This is a genomic window from Bacillus sp. B-jedd (genome assembly GCF_000821085.1).
Classification (GTDB): Bacteria; Bacillota; Bacilli; order Bacillales; family Cytobacillaceae; genus Bacillus_D.
This window is the reverse complement of the sequence record NZ_CCXR01000001.1, coordinates 109797-126432: the sequence shown is the minus strand read 5'-3', so window position 1 is coordinate 126432 and position 16636 is coordinate 109797. Positions and strand designations below refer to the sequence as shown.

The following is a 16636-nucleotide window of genomic DNA, read 5'->3' as shown; positions in this document are numbered from 1 at the left end:
TGAACCTTCCAACTGTATGATTTTTAATGCCCGTTATGTTCGACAATATTTTAAACTTGCCCCGGAATCAGACGGGGCATTTTTTTTTGCAAAAAAAAACATCCTTGAGGTTTAAGGATGAATGATTCGTGGTATATGAAATATGTTGCCTTAATGGGCAAGTTAGTTAAGCCATTTGGTTATATTTACACAGGTTCCTTTTCCCTCGCCTGTCTGGATTGAAAATTCATCCGCCATCCTTTTTACGGCTGGCAGGCCGGCGCCAAGGCTTCCTGAAGTGGAATACCCCTGCTCCAGCGCCCTATTAACATTCATGATGCCCGGTCCGCAATCGACAGCCTGGATTTTCAAACCAAGGCAGCCGTTTTGGTCTTTGACTACCTCCATGGCGATATGACCTGATCCGGCATATTTGAAGATGTTACGGGCAAGCTCCGAGATAAGGGTTATGATACGGGACTGATTGAACGTACTAAAACCGAGCGATTTCGCGGTTTCGCGCGCAGTTTGCCTCGCAGACATAATATCGCTTTCCGATTTTATTTCAATATATAATTTATCTGGCTGTTTTCCAAGGAAATGGCCGTTTTGTTTTGTAATCTCAAAAACCTCCATGCTTGATTCCCCCTTATCAAAACAAGCCAGAAAGGGCCCGAACAAATCCTTCCTGGCTTGCAAGCGGTTTTACTCGAATAACCGCCGCTTTTTGGCAGAATTTTTAGATGAAATTTTAATTTATCCTTCAAAAATCTCCCAGTATAAAACAGGGTTGACATTGGGTTTTACTTCCTTCAGTATACTGGAAAACCTTGCAAATAACTACAGGAATAAATTACTAAGATAATTTTCCCAACTTTTCCAACGAATTTTCCTCTATTAATACAGGCTCGTCCTTCTTTCGTACAGCCCATTCCTTCTATTAAAATTTTATTATAAAAATAATATCCCAAATCATATGCAAATGTTGTCGGAATAAGAGAGAATTGGTGATTGTTTTTACAGTTTTTTTCGCCAAATTCCAAATCAGGCTTTTTCTTCTCCTTTCTTACAGCTCTAATAGTTGCCATTTTACTCGTCATTTTGCTAATAATATATTAAGAAGATGAAATAGGAACATCTTTGCATCGGGAGAAATCACTCCTTGTTAAGGCTTGGAGAATAAGCAAAAAATCGCTGTGTAAAACAGGAGGTGTAGCCCTGGCTCCCAGGGCGTTCCATTGACAATACTGAACTTGCTGCTCGTATTCATTTTAATTGCCTTAACTGCCTTTTTTGTTACAACCGAATTCGCGATTGTTAAGGTAAGGAGCTCCAGAATTGACCAACTGATTGAAGAAAACCGGAAAGGGGCATTACAGGCAAAGCATGTCATCACCCATCTTGATGAATATTTATCTGCCTGCCAGCTCGGTATTACGATTACTGCCCTCGGCCTCGGCTGGCTCGGAGAACCGACAATCATGGCTCTCCTGGGCCCTGTGTTTAAAAACCTGGACCTGAACCCATCTTTAGCGGGAATTCTTTCTTTCGTGATCGCATTTTCCCTCATTACTTTTTTGCACGTTGTCGTTGGGGAACTGGCCCCGAAAACAGTTGCTATTCAAAAGGCTGAACAAATCGCCCTGATTACTTCCAAACCAATTATTGTGTTTTATAAAGTAATGTATCCGTTTATCTGGGCCCTGAACGGATCGGCAAGATTCCTGACCGGCCTTTTTGGGTTAAAGCCGGCATCTGAAAGCGACCTTGCCCATTCAGAGGAAGAGCTGCGGATTATCCTTTCCGAAAGCTATGAGAAGGGTGAAATCAATAAGTCCGAGTTAACGTATGTAAACAACATTTTTGAATTTGACAACCGGATCGCCAAGGAAATTATGGTGCCGAGGACAGAAATCGTCACTTTTTCCATCGATGACAGCATGCAGGAGATTTTCGAAACCATCCGGCGTGAAAAATATACCCGCTACCCTGTCGTCATTGGTGATAAAGACAATGTGGCCGGCATGGTCAATATTAAAGAAATCTTGACCGCCACGTTAAAGCCTGATGCTTTAAAGGAAAAACCGCTAACTAATTTCATTAAACCGATTATCCATGTTATTGAGACGATTCCAATCCATGAACTGCTTGTTAAACTGCAAAAGGAACGGACGCATATGGCGATTCTCGTTGATGAATATGGCGGTACAGCCGGTTTGGTGACAGTAGAAGATATATTGGAGGAAATCGTCGGCGAAATCCGTGATGAGTTTGATATGGATGAAGTAGCGGAAATCCGTAAAATCAATGAAGGCCATTATATTATGAGCGGCAAGGTGCTCATTGAAGATGTAAATGACCTATTAGGCATCGAGATATTGGACGAGGATATAGATACACTCGGGGGATGGATTCTTTCGCATACGTATGACGTCAAAATTGGCGACATGATTACGGAACATGGCTATGCCTTCAAAATCACCGATCTGGATGGCCATCAAATCCTTTATGTGGATATTACAAAAACCGAGACTGAAAATCCCGGACCTGCACCGGAACAAATTGAAGAATGATCCATTCAGTAAAAAACCTTTCTCCGCTTCAAGGAGAAAGGTTTTTTAAATGATTACACAGCCAATTGAATGAGGTTCCCGGAAGGATCCTTTACTTTATACCCTTCCATTACATCGGCCCCCATTTCTCTTAATCTTTTTACAGCCTCTTCCCGTTCTTGCTCACCGGCAAAAATCAACGAAAACTGTTTTAAGCCCACACTATTCTCTGGCGCAGGCGGTGCTCCCACACCATTCCACGTATTCAGCCCGAGATGATGATGATAACCGCCGGTCGACATGAAAAAAGCTTGTGGATATCGACTTACAAGATCAAAACCAAGCCCTTCTCCATAAAACCGCTTTGCATCTTTTAAGTCGGCGACATGGAGATGAATATGTCCCATGATGGTTCCTTCTGGTATCCCTTCCCAATTTTCATTTCCAGCTTCGGCAAGCAAGCTTTCCGCTGCAAGCTGTTTCGTGGCCATTTCAACCTCATTATTTTCCCAGGCCCATTGGGCTGACGGGCGGTCCGTATAGATTTCTATCCCATTTCCATCGGGGTCATCCAAATAAAGGGCTTCGCTGACTAAATGATCTGCCGCACCAAGTGGATAGCCTATCTCTATTAAGTGGCGCAATGTCATTCCGAGATCCGCCCTTGTTGGCAGAAGGATTGCGAAGTGATAAAGCCCCGAAGTCCTTCCCTGCTTTGGAATTACATTTACCGGCTCTTCAATAACAAGCAATGGATTCGTCCCCGTTCCCATTACCACTTTCCTTTCTTCTCTTTCCAGTAGCTGCAACCCGATGACTGATTTATAAAAATCCACTGACCGGTCTAGGTTTTCAACCTTAATATGGACAGTTCCTATGAATGTATTTGGATAACGGTGAAATTTCATTTCCAAGGCGTTATCCCTCCTTTATAATGTTAGTTACTTTATGTAAGTAATGATAATATCAATAGATACAGATGTCAATTGAACTGTTTTCCAGTTATTTGACCCTATCGGCTGATTTCTGTCCATTTCCGTCGCTTTGCTCATTTTCTTTAGCTAATAGGCAAAACTATTTTCCGCTTAATCGGCATGTTCCATAACTGGAAAAAATTTAAAATATAATATTGCATTCTAAAAATTTAGAACGTATAATTATCCTAAATCGATATAGTTAATTAGAAAGGAGACGATGATGGAATATAAAGTAATGGAAATTAACCTTGAACAGCAAAAACTGATTTCTACTCCTATAAGGGTCAAAATTATTTATCTCCTAAATGAACAGATTATGACAGCCAAGCAAGTGGCTGATGAGCTTGGCAAGACGGCAGGAAGCATTCATTACCACATCCAGCAGCTTTATAAGGGAGGAATCCTTGAACTGGCTGAAACAAGGGAAAATAAAGGGATTGTGGAAAAGTATTACCGTGCCAAAGCGACACACTTCAATCTGAAGGGAAATGATGATCCCGGGCTTGAAGGAATTTCAACAAAGGGGATAAGCCTTGAATTTACCGAGGAAGAACGAAATGGATTCGAAAAAGAATACGAGGAGCTCTTGGAAAAGTGGCTGAAAAAGACTGTCGCCCATAAAGAAGGCAGGACTTCCTATACCTTGACACTCGAGTTAAAAAAACAACCCTCAGGAGAGGACGTGTGACGCTTGGAGCAAGCCGTAAAACGAAATCTGTTCCTTTTTGTCCCTGCTAAACTGATAGCTATCCTTGGCTCGTCGATCTACAGTTTTGCCATTGGCCTATACATTCTTAATGAGACTGGCTCCAGCCTCAACTTCGCGATTACACTCCTGATGGGAAGCGTCCCGCGAATCGTGTTATCTCCACTCGCCGGGACTGTCGCGGACCGGTTTGACCGGAAAAAAATCATTATTATCATGGATTTTGCCTGCGCGCTCTGGCTGGGATTAGTCCTTTTCCTATTCATGACGGTTACACAGGAAATTTGGCTTTTATATTTGGCAGCAGCGGTTCTGACTACCCTTAATACGTTTTACGGCACAGCAGTAACCTCTACTGTCTACAACATGGTCGGACCTGATCATCTCCAGAAAGCCATGTCGTTGAATCAGTCGGCAGCATCACTTTCCAATATCCTCGGCCCAATGCTCGGCGGCGCCCTGTTTGGCTTTTTGCCCATCTCCACCTTCATGGCTATCAACATCATCGCATTCACCATATCAGGGGTATTCAGCCTATTCATCCAGTACAATTTATTTGCCGGACAAAAAGACGAAGGGGAAAACACTGGTTTCCTGCAGGATTTAAAGCAGGGATTTGTGTATGTCAAAAATGAAACCTTTATCAAGCATCTTATCCTGTTCGCCATCTGGCTGAACTTCTGGTACGCGGCTGCTCCAATCGCTCTTCCCTACATTGTCCTCATTGTCAGGAAAATGCCTTCCTTCCAGCTTGGCATCATTGAAGGCGCATTTTCCATCGGAACATTGGTACTAGCGCTGATTCTTTCAGTGAGGAAGGAAATCAAGAAAAAGGAACGCGCCATCCTTGGCGGAGTGACAGGTATGTCGATTATTCTCATACTAATGGGCCTTCCGAGCCTTCCGGCAGCCGCTGGCATTCCGAATACGCTTATATTTGTATACCTAATTGTGCTCGTCCTGATTAACTCTTCCCTCGGGATGCTTGTCAATATGCCGATTTTTGTCCTTTTGCAAAAGAAGACACCCGACAAGCTGCGCGGAAGGGTCATGGCCCTCCTGGAGGCCGGCGCAAGCGGCATGATGCCGATCGGGTTAATCCTTTTCGGAGTATTATTTGAAAAAATGCCTGCCTGGATCCTATTGGCGATCTGCGGCATCTCGGTTCTTGCCCTTGTCGGCTACCATGTCTCAAAGAAAACTTTTACACAGCACCTACAGGAGGACGAAACCGAAATCGCCCCTCTACCCGCCCATACAAGAGCATAGAAAATTTAAAGGCACCGGCATAATGCCGGTGCCTATGTTTTTGCCACCTGGTTCCTTCCGGCATCTTTGGAAAGATAAAGGGCTTTATCCGCTCTGTCCAGAAGGGTAATGATTGTATCGCCTTTTTTATATTCAGCCACTCCAAAGCTGGACGTTACCTTGCCTGGAATTGTAAATGTATGCATTTCAATCAATTTTCTTAAACGCTCGGCAAGTTCCAGGGCCGCTTCTTCCCGACCGGGGATAATGACAATGAACTCTTCGCCTCCCCAGCGGCCGAACAACTCCTCCGGTTTGAGATCAGCTTGAATGAGTCTGACATACTCCTGGAGGACAGCGTCGCCTACATGGTGCCCGTGCACATCGTTCACTGTCTTAAAATGGTCAATGTCGAAAAAGACGACCGAAAATGTCCCATCGGCGCTCCCGGAATCCTCAATGGAATCTTCGAGCCACTGATCAATCTGATGGCGGTTCGCTATACCTGTCAGGGAATCAATGTAAGCGTCTCTTTTGGCAGCAGCCAGTTCCGAATGGACTTCAAGCAAATGACGCGCAAAATAAAGCGCAACAATGTAAACAATATTGGCTAAATAAAATTGCGTAAAAGAATCGATTTGTTCAGCCGATAGGTTCCCGAAGTGCATTACCCCCGGAATGAGGGTAAACACAAATAAAATGAGGGAAAAGATTAGGCCTTGCCTGTTTTTCAACGTAATAAAAATGTAGGCCAAAAAGATTGGCATCCAGATTATGAAATCCCCTAATGAGTCATGTCCCTTTAAAATGACATTATATACCGCGTCAAAGAAAGTAATAACATGGTAGAGGCCCACAAGGAACAAATTCGATATCTCAATAAAACGGATTGCCCTGTTTTTATAAAGAAGCAGCCAGCTAAAGCTGAACCAGCCAATCAGGACCACATTCGTGACGAAACCAATAACATAATCTTCATTTGCATTATTTTGTAAATAGTTATTGAGCAAAAGAGAAACGAGCACGCAGGGGACAACCCATAAATAAACCGCGCGCTTTAATGATTTTAATGTTTGATACTGTTTTGCCATTATGGCTGCCTCCGTTTGGCCTTCATTCTAAAAGATTTTGAAATTTAAATCGTAGGTATATCCTCTTATTTATAATCAATAAATTTCCTTTTTATTTTAAAAACCAATAGGCTATTAGGTCAATATCATTATTATTTTTCCATTATTTTCCCTATATCTTTACTATACTATAATTTTTCATAACGTCTAATGAAAAGTTTATTTTTTTTCAAAAGTTTCGTAAATAGTATTTTAAACGTTTGTTATCCTTGATTGTTGATTATAACGAAGGGGACATGCTTTCCGCGGGGCGAAGCAACTACCTGAACCAACATCATGAGAAACATCCTCGAATTGGCTTCGGCTTTGCGACGAGCTGAAGATTTTCTTCCCCGAATAATCTATGGCGCAGGAGCATTCTTTTTGGAGCCTCCTCGGCGTCCTAGACGCCTGTTTGTCTAGTACAGCGCCTAGCCCCTCGAGGTCGCTTCGGTCCCGAATGTGAAGTCAAAGAACGACTTCCCCTTCTGGCCCTCCAGCGCTTGGCTACGCTTCGCTCGCATTAAGGGCGACTAAGATTTTGCTAGGCAAAATCAAGTCTTCCTATATCGGGGCTGACCACAAAGGAAAGCTTCTGCGACTAGTCATCGCAGAGACAGGCGGTTTTTGCCTGTCACGAAGGCGCTTTCGCTTTTCAAGGGGTCTCCACGTGCCGCTGCATCCCGCCGGAGTCAGTCCCCTCCGTTCCTATCAACTTTTTGAAAAATCACACTTACCTTTAACTGACCTATTTTAAAAGGTATGATGGATATATTGGGAGGGGATTATTTGGAAGCGATGTTTCGATACAATTGGATGGTCCGGAAAGAATGGTATGAATGGTGCGAGGAAATAAGCCAGGAAGAGCTATTGGCTAAGCGAACTGGAGGGGTTGGCGGCATTCTGCAAACTCTTTTCCATATTATTGATGTGGAATGGAGCTGGATTCGGATCATACAGGGCAAGCCGGACTTTCAGGAAAACTTCGATGAATACAATACACTCGAAAAGATCAGGGAGCTTGATGCAAAATTCCATGCTGAGGTGAAGGAATTCGTCAGTAACTGGGATTCAAGCAAAGAGAACAACCTTTATCAGGAAACATCTCCGGACGGACGGATTTTTACCGATACATGGGGTGAAGTGATGCGTCATATCATCGCACACGAGATTCATCATATCGGACAGTTATCTGTTTGGGCAAGGGAGCTTGGCAGGAAGCCAGTATCGGCAAACTTTATCGGGCGCGGGCTTCTGCCGGCGGAAAACGCGGCTGAATAGGAAAAACAAAGGGCATCGGAACTTTCCGATACCCTTTTTATGTTTGGCAAAAGTACTTAGTTGACCTTTTTCGGCCAGAAGCTATATTTACCCAGAATGGCAATTAATGCCGGAATCGCGATTGGGCGGACAATGAATGTGTCTACCAAAACCCCGATGGCCACAGTGAAACCGAAGATACGAAGCTCCACTACGGGTTGGGTAATCAGAACCGCAAACGTCGCGGCCAGGATGAGCCCTGCTGACGAGATGACCCCGCCCGTTTTACCCACTCCCTCCCTGACAGCGTCTTTAATCGGCAGGTGCTTTTTCTCTTCCCGGATGCGGGAAATTAGCATGATGGAATAGTCCACTCCGAGCGCTACAAGGAACACAAACGTATAAAGCGGAATGCGATAGCTGATCCCCTGGTAGCCGAGTATATCCTCGAAGAAGAAGATACTGAATCCAAGCGCGGCCCCAAAGGACAGGAGAATGGTCGCCATCATATAAAGCGGCGCCACTAACGAGCGGGTCTGAAAGCCCAGCATAATCAGAATGAGCACCGTCACAATGGCGATAATCCGGATCTCATCGCCATGGCTGGCATTTCGGATATCGGTTTTTTGCGCGGTTTCACCGGCAAAAAGCAGTTTCGCATCAGTAATTTTACTTTCCTTTAATAGTTTCGGAGACTGATCACGAAGCTTTTCCAACTCATCAAAGGCTTTCTCCGTGTAAGGGTTGTTTTTGAAAACTAAATTGATTTTCGCCACCTTTTGGCTGCTTTCGGCGAATGGATGGCCCTGGATTTCAGCCTTGGCAATACCATCTATGCTGTCAAGCTCGTGTGCAAGAGCTTGGACTTGCTCCTCGGTTAAGTCGTTTTTCGCTTTAACGATGACGGTTGTCGGCGCGATTTCTCCTGCCGAGAAGGCATTATTCAACTTGTTGTAGCCTTGGATGGATGACATTTCCTTCGGGAATGAATCAAGCAGATTAAAGGTGTAATGCGTCTGTCTGATCATTGACGTAAAGAACACTAAAACAATCAAAACCGGAATGAGCGATAGCCATGGCTTTTCGGTTACGAACCGCCCAAGCTTATGCCAGAAACCTTCCTTTCCGGCCCGCTTAACCGCGCGTTTACGGGGATTCGACGGCCAGAAGGATTTCTCGCCCGCAATCGCAAAGAGCGCAGGCATTAAAGTTAAACCCGCCAGCAGCATAACAGCGACCGCCACAGCAAAGACGGGTGCGAAATTACGGTAAGCCTCATAAACCGCAAAGAACAGTGTCAGCATGCTCAAAAGGACCGTCCCGCCGCTAAAGACAATCGGCTCTGTCACAAATTTGGCCGCCTTTTTCATTGCCTCATTGACAGGTTGGCCTTTTTCGAGCTCTTCCCGGAAACGGGCAAACAGCAGGAGAGAGTAGTCGGTGATGACCGCAAAAAGTAGAATCATCATAATCGACAGGGATTGGCTGTCAATTCTGAACCAATCATATTTCGCCATTAATCCAAGGACCCGGTCAACGACAGAATACGATATGCCCGCTCCTATCAGCGGGATGAAGGCTAGTAATGGCGAGCGGTAAATCAAAATCAAAATGACAAAAATCAGTCCGACTGTAGCCAGAATCAAGACAACATCTGCCTTGGAAAACATCTCATACGTATCCGCGACTATGCCTGCCGGACCGGTAAAGTACGTTTCAAGATTGGACGGCATTTCCTTCGCAGTTTCCTTCTTCAGCCCGTCCATCACCTGCTTCGTTTCTTTATTTTCCATTCCGACAGGGAACAGGACCGGGATAAAGAAGGTGGTATTATCTTCCGAAAAGAACGAAGCGCGTGCTGGTTTCGGCATCATCGAAAGGGGCACAACGGACAAGTCCTCTTTTGCATCATTTATGATCTTTTCAACTGTTGTAATGGCCTTTTCCACGTCATTGTCTTTTAGGCCATCCTGATCATGAATGACGACAAACAACGGAACTCCTTCCGAGGAAGGGAAATACTCCTTTAGAGCTTTTTCGGCTTTAATTGATTCAGCCGTTTCGGGCAAACCGAAGTTCTTTTCCGGAGAAGTTTGTTCTTTTGCGCCAGGGGCGATACCAGCGAGCACCCCTGCGGCGAACAGCCAGCACAGTAAAATGATGAACCATCTTTTTTTCTCTTTAAAGATTTTCATCGTGTCAGTTTCCTTCTTTCGTATCGATCATGAATGTAGTGACAATAAAGATTCCAAAGCTTATCAGCAAAATTGAACCGCCGGCAATGTAAAAAATGAGTGCGAACGCATTATCCATCGTCGCATTCAACCACATGCCAACCGTCAAGCCAATGGAACCTATGACTGTCGTCCAGCCATGAATCGAAACTAATTTCGAAGATTTGATTTTAAAGACACGGTAGAAAATCCCCCATGCAAAAACAGACAACCAGCCAACAACGAGAGTATGGGCGTGGATTGGACGGAACTGATAGCTCCCCGATCCTGCCATATGTGATCCTAATATTGCTCCGGCAAGGCCGAATATAGCCGCGAGCCTGATTAATCGTAAACTCCATTTTGCTTCCATCATGTCAACCTCCATAGATTTCGTCTCTATGGAGATTATCTTAATCTGTCAATATGAACTCTATATGAACTTGAAATTACATTTTCGGAAGGTTGATTGTAAAGGTTGTCCCTTCGCCCGGACTGCTGTCAACAATTATTTTCCCTTTATGGAGTTCGATGATTTGCTTCACGATTGAAAGGCCAAGTCCTGTCCCTTCTTTCGTCCTTGATGCATCAGCCCGATAGAAACGCTCGAATATTTGTTTAAGCTCGGATTCGCTCATCCCGATCCCGTTGTCCTGAATCATGATCTGAACTGCCTCATCCTTCTGGCTGAGTTCGATGGTGATTTCCCCTTCAGGCTGGTTATATTTAATGGCATTTGACAATAAATTATCCCATACATTCTCAAGCAGCGACTCATCGCCTTTGTAAACAACAGGTTCAAGAATCATCGAAACATTGATACTACTTTCCTCAAGCCACCAGCGGTATTTATTGACACAGGCTTTCATCTGTTCATCAAGCCGGTACTCTTTGAACTCCACCATCCTCGACGACTGATCGAGGGAGGTCAGTAACAGCAGCTGGCGGGTCAGGTTGGATAAGCGATTCGTCTCCGATTCAATAATCCCGGCATACTCTGCGCGTTCTTCCGCCGGAACATCCGGAGATTTAAGCAGGCCTGCATAGCCCTTTATATTCAGCAGCGGTGACTGGAAATCATGCGAAACATTACTGATAAATTCCTTCCGAATATGATCATTTTCCTGCAGCTGTCCGGCCATCTTGTTGAAGCTCGCCGCCAGCTGGCCAATTTCATCCCTGCGGTCAATCTTCAGCTGGGTATCATATTTCTCATTGGCGATTCTTTTCGTCGCCTCGGTCAATTGCGTAATCGGGATGATCAGCATTTTTGCCACAAACAGCATCGCCAAAAGGCTGAGGATGGCAACTACAACGATCATGCCCGCCATGATGGTATGGACTTCGCTGAATAATAGCTTGATATCGGGGCGCATAAACATGGCATATTGCCTGTCATTATACTTGAACGGTACCCCGATGGTGTTCGTCATCTCATTGGCAAAAAAGCCAGTCATGAAAGTTTCGCGCGGAAATTCCCGCATGCCGTGGTATACTTCCCCTCCAAGGACTTTTTTGACCGCTGAAGGATCAAGGTTTTTCGCCCGGTATTCGCCCCCATAAAAATAGTCCTTGCCAGCTTCATCGGCAACATACAATTGATAGCCAATATCCCCGATTGTCTCAAGATAATTGCTCAAATCCATATCCGGTGAATCTTCAATATGCCTGACAATGGTCTCCGCAATCTGAACGTTTTTTGCATCATTCCGTTCTTTAATGACCCGGTGGTAATATGTATTTGTAACAAGAAAACCGGCAATTGTGCTGAACACCATAATCATTGTCGTCATGAGGAGAAACTTTCCGTATAAGGACTTCATATCGAACGCACCTCTAGTTTGTAGCCGACTCCGCGGACTGTCACGATTTCCACATCATCCGCAATTTTGGCAAGCCGTTCGCGAATCCGTTTAATATGCGTATTCAGCGTCTGTTCATCGCCTTCGTAGTCATAGCCCCAAATTTTCTCCATAATCGCTGAACGCTGAAAAACCTGGTTCGGCTTCGAGGCCAATAAAGTTAACAGCTCAAACTCCTTCAAAGGCATGAGCAGGGTGCTTTTGCCGGCAGTCACTTCAAAGCTTTTCAAATTAATCGTCAGCGACCCTACCTGCAAAATGGAATCCGCCGGCTTATCATAGCGCCTTAAGATTGCCGCTATCCGGAACAGCAATTCCTTCGGTTCAAACGGCTTCACCAAATAATCATCCGATCCTGCCCGAAAGCCCTGTTCCTTATCCTCGAGCTCACCCTTCGCCGTCAGCAATAGAACCGGCAAATCCAGCTCCTCGCGGATTTTCCGCGTCAGCTCAAAACCGTCCATCCCCGGCATCATCACATCCACAATCGCCAAATCCGGCAGCACCGACTCAAGAATCTCCAGCGCCCGAAACCCATTCTCCGCCTTTAACACCTGATATCCGGCCCGGCTCACATGAATCCCAACCAAATCCAAAATATTCCGATCATCATCCACCACAAGAATCCTGCGCATCCTAAACTCTCCATTTCAAAAGCATATTCCCAAAAGAAGCTAAGCGTTTCACCATAAATTAATTTCATCGTTTAATTAATCCTTCATACCTAGCATACCGTACCTGGACGGTTCTACTGCTTCAAAAATACATCCAACCCTGCCATTAATCAATGGCCTTGCTTAGAAAATGTTGTACCTATCATTTCTATTTGCAGCTTACACCGTAACAAAAACAACCTTCCAGGATCTTTTTTCCGGAAGGCTATGCTATATAGTGATGTCGATATTTAATATCCCCAAAAAATATCTTTATGAATATTCCCTTTTACAATTCCATTTGCCTTCAGATGCCTTGAAACGTCGTCTGCCAATGCTTTCGGGCCGGCAATATAATAGTTGCCGCTATTGCTCCATGTAGAAACGGACTGGTCCAAATGCGGATAAAGTTCTTCCCTTGATGAGATATACTCCAGTTCCATAACCGAATCAGCTGCAAGCCGGTCAAGTTCCTGTTTATAGATGAATGCACCTTTAGTGTCAACGTAAAGAAGTTTCACCGACATACCCTGTTTTCCTTTTTCTTCAATTAACATGGATCTGAATGGTGTAATTCCAATCCCTCCGGCAATCAAAAGCGAAGGGCCGTTATCCTTCAAATATAACGATCCAATAGGCCCCCTCATCTTAAGCACCATCCCGGGTTCCAATTCAAGCATGGCCTTTTTGAATTCACTTGGACTTTCGCCGATAGCCATTGATATTATCACGGTGTTTTCTGAAGGTGCGGAGGCAATGCTGAACGGTCTTGCCGGTTTTTTAATTTTTTTATGAGAAATGCTAAAAACTCCGTGCTGGCCAGCCTTCCAAGCTAAATCAGCACCTTTTGCAAAAACGAATGTATAAATTCCCTTACTTTCTTCAACCCTCTCTAAAAACCGCAATTCCCGTTTTTTCAAAATTGGCGCCAAATCATGGAATAGTGACATATTTCTCCCCCCATCAGCTTAATTCGTTATATAAAACAATCTTTATTAGCGATTGCAAAGTCTTTAAAGGAACGGGGACTCTTTCCTGTCAGCCTGAAGAAGTCATCTGTTATCTGCTTGGCAGTTCCCATTCTCGTCATAAAATACAGGGCAACGGTCACATTAACAAAACCTTTATCCAATCGCCTATTTTTAATGAGATGCCTGCGGTAACGTAAAAACCCGGGTTTTGTATAAGTGATTTTCCGGTTCAGCACATGGCTCAGAATATCGGCAACCTGATAATAATCCAACGATTCAGCCCCGGTAATGGTATGCGCAGTATTTTCATAGGCCTCTGAATTATGAAGCAGGACTGCCGCAGCAAGCCCGATATCCTCCGCGTCGATAAAACTAGACTTACTGTGACCCGCAGGTATGAAAATTTCACTTTTTTCTTTAATTTCAACCGAATGAATACCTGATACGTTTTGCATAAAAAACCCCGGCCGAATGTGTGCAAAGGGGATTCCCGATGCTTCTAAATATTTCTCAATTTTATGGTGAGGCGGAATTGGGTTGGATTCCACCCCCATCAATGATAGGAAGGATACAAATTTAATATTTCTTTCTTTCATTTCATCAATAAAAAGGTAAAGATCTTCAGGACGGCCAAGATGCGGCGGCCTCATTAAAAATACTCTGTCCACCCTTTCCAGCGCTTCAGCAAAGGTATGTTTATCGGTAAAATCTAAATGCACCGGGTCAACTGCTCCATTGAATAGTTTCTCCAACTTTCCGATATCGGTTCCCGCTGCTGCGACCTGCTCGCCCAATTTTAAAAGTTCCTCCACCACATATCTGCCAACGTTGCCGGAGGCCCCCGTCACTAAAATTCTCATTTGCCTCACTCCTATTAGACCAGTCTATATAATAATTCTAAAAATCTCCCGGCTGTTACTTTAAAAGAGCCGGAATTTGTTTCCCTACTAAATATAACGGCTCACTGTTCCCCATCGTAAAGGACAACAGAAAGGCACCCTCAATCATGGAATTGATTACAACACCCAATTCAGTCGCTCGTTCTACATCAAAGCCTGATTCTATTAACTTGCCTGTAAAGAGGGCTTGGAATCCTTCATAGGAAGACTGGCATGTTTCTCTTAACGGTCCGCCCATCAGGGAAGTTTCAAGAGCCACAGAAGCAATAGGCACTCCGCCCTTTCCACCTTCCTTCTCAAACCTCTCAGCGATTTCGTAAATCAGATTTTGGATAGCTTCAGAGGCATTGGAAGAAGTGCTGAGCCCCTTTTTAATTTGCTCCCCGACAAACTCAGCTGTTCTTTTCACAGACTCGATCGCCAACTGTTCCTTTCCATCGGGAAAGTGATAATACAGCGAGCCCTTTGGAGCGCCGCTTTCCTTCGTAATTTGATTTAACCCGGTCCCATGATATCCCTGTAACTGAAACAGCCGGGAAGCTGTTTTGATCAATTTATCCCGAGAACTTTCTTTTCTATTCATTTTATTACCTCATTGTTTTTATTATACCAATCGGTCTACTTAAATAGTAAGTCAGTCCTGAGCTTCCTGTCAACAAAGATAAAGAGGAATGAACTAATGCTCACTCCCCGATTTATTAGTTTAAGCCATTAAATTGTCTCGCAAACTTATACAAGCCCTCTGTATGCTTAAATACTCCTAAAATTCTTAATTCCTTCTGATGCGCCATTTTTAAAACTGTTTTTCAAAACAAGTGCATTCATGAACCCTGATGAATTGATTGTTTATGGACTCTTTCTCTTTCCCTACATAGTGTCCATACGCCTGAACAAGATGCATGCCGGGAATTTTGCTTTTAACTGCTCCAGCCAATTCCTTTCCTTCCACATAAACCTGTAGATACGAATCCACTTTTTTAAAACCATTCTTTACGTACCAGTCAATGACCCAACCATCATCCCTTGTCCACGCTTCTAGCCGGTTCAATCCTTTCACTCTTGCAACCCTTTCAGCCTCTTTCAGCAGCATGGTGCCTATCCCTCTTCTTCTGAAATCCGGATGGATTGCGATATGCCAGATCATCCCTCCAAGCCCTGTTCCTCTTGAACAAACCGTTCGTTCCTCCGATTCATATTCAACATCAAGCAGCCCGACAACAAGCCCGTCTTCGATCGCGACAAGTTCAATCGCTGGATTTTCATATCTTTCTTTTTCCCTCAGGACATTGTCAAAATAAGCAGTATCCAAAAACGACAGTACCCTGCAGCGTACCCATCCTGTTTCATCTTCTATTCTATATGGTCTAATTTCCAAATTCGTTCTCCTCCTGGATTCTGTTAGTATGATGATCTATTCGACCGCAGCGATGATTTTCTCATGCTACGGGCGTTTAGACCGAGCCTTTTCGCCACACATGTCCATTTTCGCCAAAAAGAAAGACCTCCGCATTATCACGAAGGCCTCAGCTAGCTGTTTATTAACCGATACTAATAGACTTTTGTTTGAGGGGATCGAACCGGCGTAATTCGTGACATACTCATGAAATTAATTGGTTTCATTGGAATCCCCTCCTTCAAACATCTAAGGCGTACTAATCAAACAGCCTTTATTCATCCTAAATCTACTACATATGTAACCTTGTGGCAAGGTTGCTATAATTTGTTCAATACAGTCGACTATTAAGTGCTTGGCTGGCAAAATGTTTTTAAAGTCCTCGTTATTCGCTATGGCTACAACGCTACCCCTACATCTAGCATCAAAAGCGTTTTGTCTGAAAATTCACCATGAAATCATATCAGTTTCTCAAAATGTTTGTTATTATTTGTCTTAGAAGTATATAAATCCCACTAAATGGAGGATCAATTATGACCGGAACGATTGCTGTTATTTTGATTTTCGGAATCCCAATTATTGCGATAATTACAGACCATTTACAAAAGCAGTCAAAAGTAAAAGCCAATATGGTGAAAGACCAACTTGAACTTGAAAAACTCAAACACGAAAACTATCTCATTGAAACGGAAAAAATGCGGCTTGAGCTTGAAAAGTCACTTTTAAAAAGCCCTCAAAATCAGAGTGAGTACTTGTAATGGAAGCCTGACAGAAGAGTTCTCTTATTGAAATAAAAAATGACGTGTGAGAAATC

The 16636-nt window shown here is 43.9% G+C and carries 17 protein-coding genes; 5 read left to right on the top strand and 12 right to left on the bottom strand.

Features of this window, described 5'->3' with window-relative positions:
* Positions 1 to 162: 162 nt before the first annotated feature.
* Positions 163 to 615, bottom strand: coding sequence for an anti-sigma regulatory factor (locus tag BN1002_RS00665; RefSeq protein WP_082036055.1), 453 nt, complete (start codon positions 613 to 615; stop codon positions 163 to 165).
* A gap of 176 nt (positions 616 to 791) precedes the next feature.
* Positions 792 to 1067 (bottom strand): hypothetical protein, encoded by a 276-nt coding sequence (locus BN1002_RS23520; protein WP_148362709.1) that lies wholly within the window; start codon positions 1065 to 1067, stop codon positions 792 to 794.
* A 150-nt stretch (positions 1068 to 1217) separates the two neighbouring features.
* Here BN1002_RS23520 and BN1002_RS00655 point away from each other — a divergent pair, with 150 nt between their 5' ends.
* Positions 1218 to 2552, top strand: coding sequence for a hemolysin family protein (locus BN1002_RS00655; RefSeq protein WP_048823108.1), 1335 nt, complete (start codon positions 1218 to 1220; stop codon positions 2550 to 2552).
* Between the two features lie 53 nt (positions 2553 to 2605).
* Here the strand turns inward: BN1002_RS00655 and BN1002_RS00650 are convergent, their stop codons facing one another.
* On the bottom strand, positions 2606 to 3439 hold the full coding sequence (locus BN1002_RS00650; protein WP_048827646.1) for a VOC family protein: 834 nt from the start codon (positions 3437 to 3439) through the stop codon (positions 2606 to 2608).
* Between the two features lie 286 nt (positions 3440 to 3725).
* Between BN1002_RS00650 and BN1002_RS00645 the strand changes: the two genes are divergently transcribed.
* Both BN1002_RS00645 and BN1002_RS00640 read left to right on the top strand, forming a co-directional pair.
* On the top strand, positions 3726 to 4196 hold the full coding sequence (locus BN1002_RS00645) for an ArsR/SmtB family transcription factor (protein ID WP_231574953.1): 471 nt from the start codon (positions 3726 to 3728) through the stop codon (positions 4194 to 4196).
* Positions 4197 to 4199: 3 nt separating this feature from the next.
* Complete coding sequence (locus BN1002_RS00640) at positions 4200 to 5483, top strand: MFS transporter (protein ID WP_048823106.1); 1284 nt, start codon at positions 4200 to 4202, stop codon at positions 5481 to 5483.
* 32 nt (positions 5484 to 5515) lie between these two features.
* Here the strand turns inward: BN1002_RS00640 and BN1002_RS00635 are convergent, their stop codons facing one another.
* A complete protein-coding gene (locus BN1002_RS00635; protein ID WP_048823105.1) occupies positions 5516 to 6553 on the bottom strand; it encodes a GGDEF domain-containing protein in 1038 nt (345 codons plus the stop codon).
* An 807-nt stretch (positions 6554 to 7360) separates the two neighbouring features.
* Between BN1002_RS00635 and BN1002_RS00630 the strand changes: the two genes are divergently transcribed.
* On the top strand, positions 7361 to 7852 hold the full coding sequence (locus BN1002_RS00630; RefSeq protein WP_048823104.1) for a DinB family protein: 492 nt from the start codon (positions 7361 to 7363) through the stop codon (positions 7850 to 7852).
* 56 nt (positions 7853 to 7908) lie between these two features.
* Here the strand turns inward: BN1002_RS00630 and BN1002_RS00625 are convergent, their stop codons facing one another.
* The 8 genes from BN1002_RS00625 to BN1002_RS00590 all read right to left on the bottom strand — a co-directional run bounded on the left by BN1002_RS00625 (position 7909) and on the right by BN1002_RS00590 (position 15804).
* Positions 7909 to 10026, bottom strand: a complete 2118-nt coding sequence (locus BN1002_RS00625; RefSeq protein WP_048823102.1) for an MMPL family transporter — start codon at positions 10024 to 10026, stop codon at positions 7909 to 7911.
* Between the two features lie 4 nt (positions 10027 to 10030).
* Positions 10031 to 10417: a hypothetical protein gene (locus BN1002_RS00620; RefSeq protein ID WP_048823100.1), complete on the bottom strand. Its 387-nt coding sequence runs from the start codon at positions 10415 to 10417 to the stop codon at positions 10031 to 10033.
* Between the two features lie 76 nt (positions 10418 to 10493).
* Positions 10494 to 11867 carry a sensor histidine kinase gene (locus tag BN1002_RS00615; RefSeq protein WP_048823099.1) on the bottom strand — a complete coding sequence of 458 codons (1374 nt, stop codon included), beginning with the start codon at positions 11865 to 11867 and terminating at the stop codon, positions 10494 to 10496.
* Positions 11864 to 12541, bottom strand: a complete 678-nt coding sequence (locus BN1002_RS00610) for a response regulator transcription factor (RefSeq protein ID WP_048823098.1) — start codon at positions 12539 to 12541, stop codon at positions 11864 to 11866. Before BN1002_RS00610 ends, BN1002_RS00615 begins: the two co-directional genes overlap by 4 nt.
* A 269-nt stretch (positions 12542 to 12810) precedes the next feature.
* A complete protein-coding gene (locus BN1002_RS00605; protein ID WP_048823096.1) occupies positions 12811 to 13509 on the bottom strand; it encodes an FAD-dependent oxidoreductase in 699 nt (232 codons plus the stop codon).
* Positions 13510 to 13535: 26 nt separating this feature from the next.
* Positions 13536 to 14390 carry an SDR family oxidoreductase gene (locus BN1002_RS00600; protein ID WP_048823094.1) on the bottom strand — a complete coding sequence of 285 codons (855 nt, stop codon included), beginning with the start codon at positions 14388 to 14390 and terminating at the stop codon, positions 13536 to 13538.
* Positions 14391 to 14445: 55 nt separating this feature from the next.
* On the bottom strand, positions 14446 to 15012 hold the full coding sequence (locus BN1002_RS00595; RefSeq protein ID WP_048823093.1) for a TetR/AcrR family transcriptional regulator: 567 nt from the start codon (positions 15010 to 15012) through the stop codon (positions 14446 to 14448).
* Positions 15013 to 15222: 210 nt separating this feature from the next.
* Positions 15223 to 15804, bottom strand: coding sequence for a GNAT family N-acetyltransferase (locus BN1002_RS00590; RefSeq protein ID WP_082036053.1), 582 nt, complete (start codon positions 15802 to 15804; stop codon positions 15223 to 15225).
* Positions 15805 to 16355: 551 nt separating this feature from the next.
* On the opposite strand from BN1002_RS00590, the gene BN1002_RS00585 reads away from it, so the two are divergent.
* Positions 16356 to 16580 (top strand): hypothetical protein, encoded by a 225-nt coding sequence (locus BN1002_RS00585; RefSeq protein ID WP_048823090.1) that lies wholly within the window; start codon positions 16356 to 16358, stop codon positions 16578 to 16580.
* Positions 16581 to 16636 lie beyond the last annotated feature (56 nt).

Bases quoted from the DNA above. Each gene is read 5' to 3' on its own strand.
- BN1002_RS00665 (WP_082036055.1), bottom strand. From the start codon at position 615: ATGGAGGTTTTTGAGATTACAAAACAAAACGGCCATTTCCTTGGAAAA.
- BN1002_RS23520 (WP_148362709.1), bottom strand. From the start codon at position 1,067: ATGGCAACTATTAGAGCTGTAAGAAAGGAGAAGAAAAAGCCTGATTTG.
- BN1002_RS00650 (WP_048827646.1), bottom strand. From the start codon at position 3,439: ATGAAATTTCACCGTTATCCAAATACATTCATAGGAACTGTCCATATT.
- BN1002_RS00645 (WP_231574953.1), top strand. From the start codon at position 3,726: ATGATGGAATATAAAGTAATGGAAATTAACCTTGAACAGCAAAAACTG.
- BN1002_RS00635 (WP_048823105.1), bottom strand. From the start codon at position 6,553: ATGGCAAAACAGTATCAAACATTAAAATCATTAAAGCGCGCGGTTTAT.
- BN1002_RS00625 (WP_048823102.1), bottom strand. From the start codon at position 10,026: ATGAAAATCTTTAAAGAGAAAAAAAGATGGTTCATCATTTTACTGTGC.
- BN1002_RS00620 (WP_048823100.1), bottom strand. From the start codon at position 10,417: ATGGAAGCAAAATGGAGTTTACGATTAATCAGGCTCGCGGCTATATTC.
- BN1002_RS00615 (WP_048823099.1), bottom strand. From the start codon at position 11,867: ATGAAGTCCTTATACGGAAAGTTTCTCCTCATGACGACAATGATTATG.
- BN1002_RS00610 (WP_048823098.1), bottom strand. From the start codon at position 12,541: ATGCGCAGGATTCTTGTGGTGGATGATGATCGGAATATTTTGGATTTG.
- BN1002_RS00605 (WP_048823096.1), bottom strand. From the start codon at position 13,509: ATGTCACTATTCCATGATTTGGCGCCAATTTTGAAAAAACGGGAATTG.
- BN1002_RS00600 (WP_048823094.1), bottom strand. From the start codon at position 14,390: ATGAGAATTTTAGTGACGGGGGCCTCCGGCAACGTTGGCAGATATGTG.
- BN1002_RS00595 (WP_048823093.1), bottom strand. From the start codon at position 15,012: ATGAATAGAAAAGAAAGTTCTCGGGATAAATTGATCAAAACAGCTTCC.
- BN1002_RS00585 (WP_048823090.1), top strand. From the start codon at position 16,356: ATGACCGGAACGATTGCTGTTATTTTGATTTTCGGAATCCCAATTATT.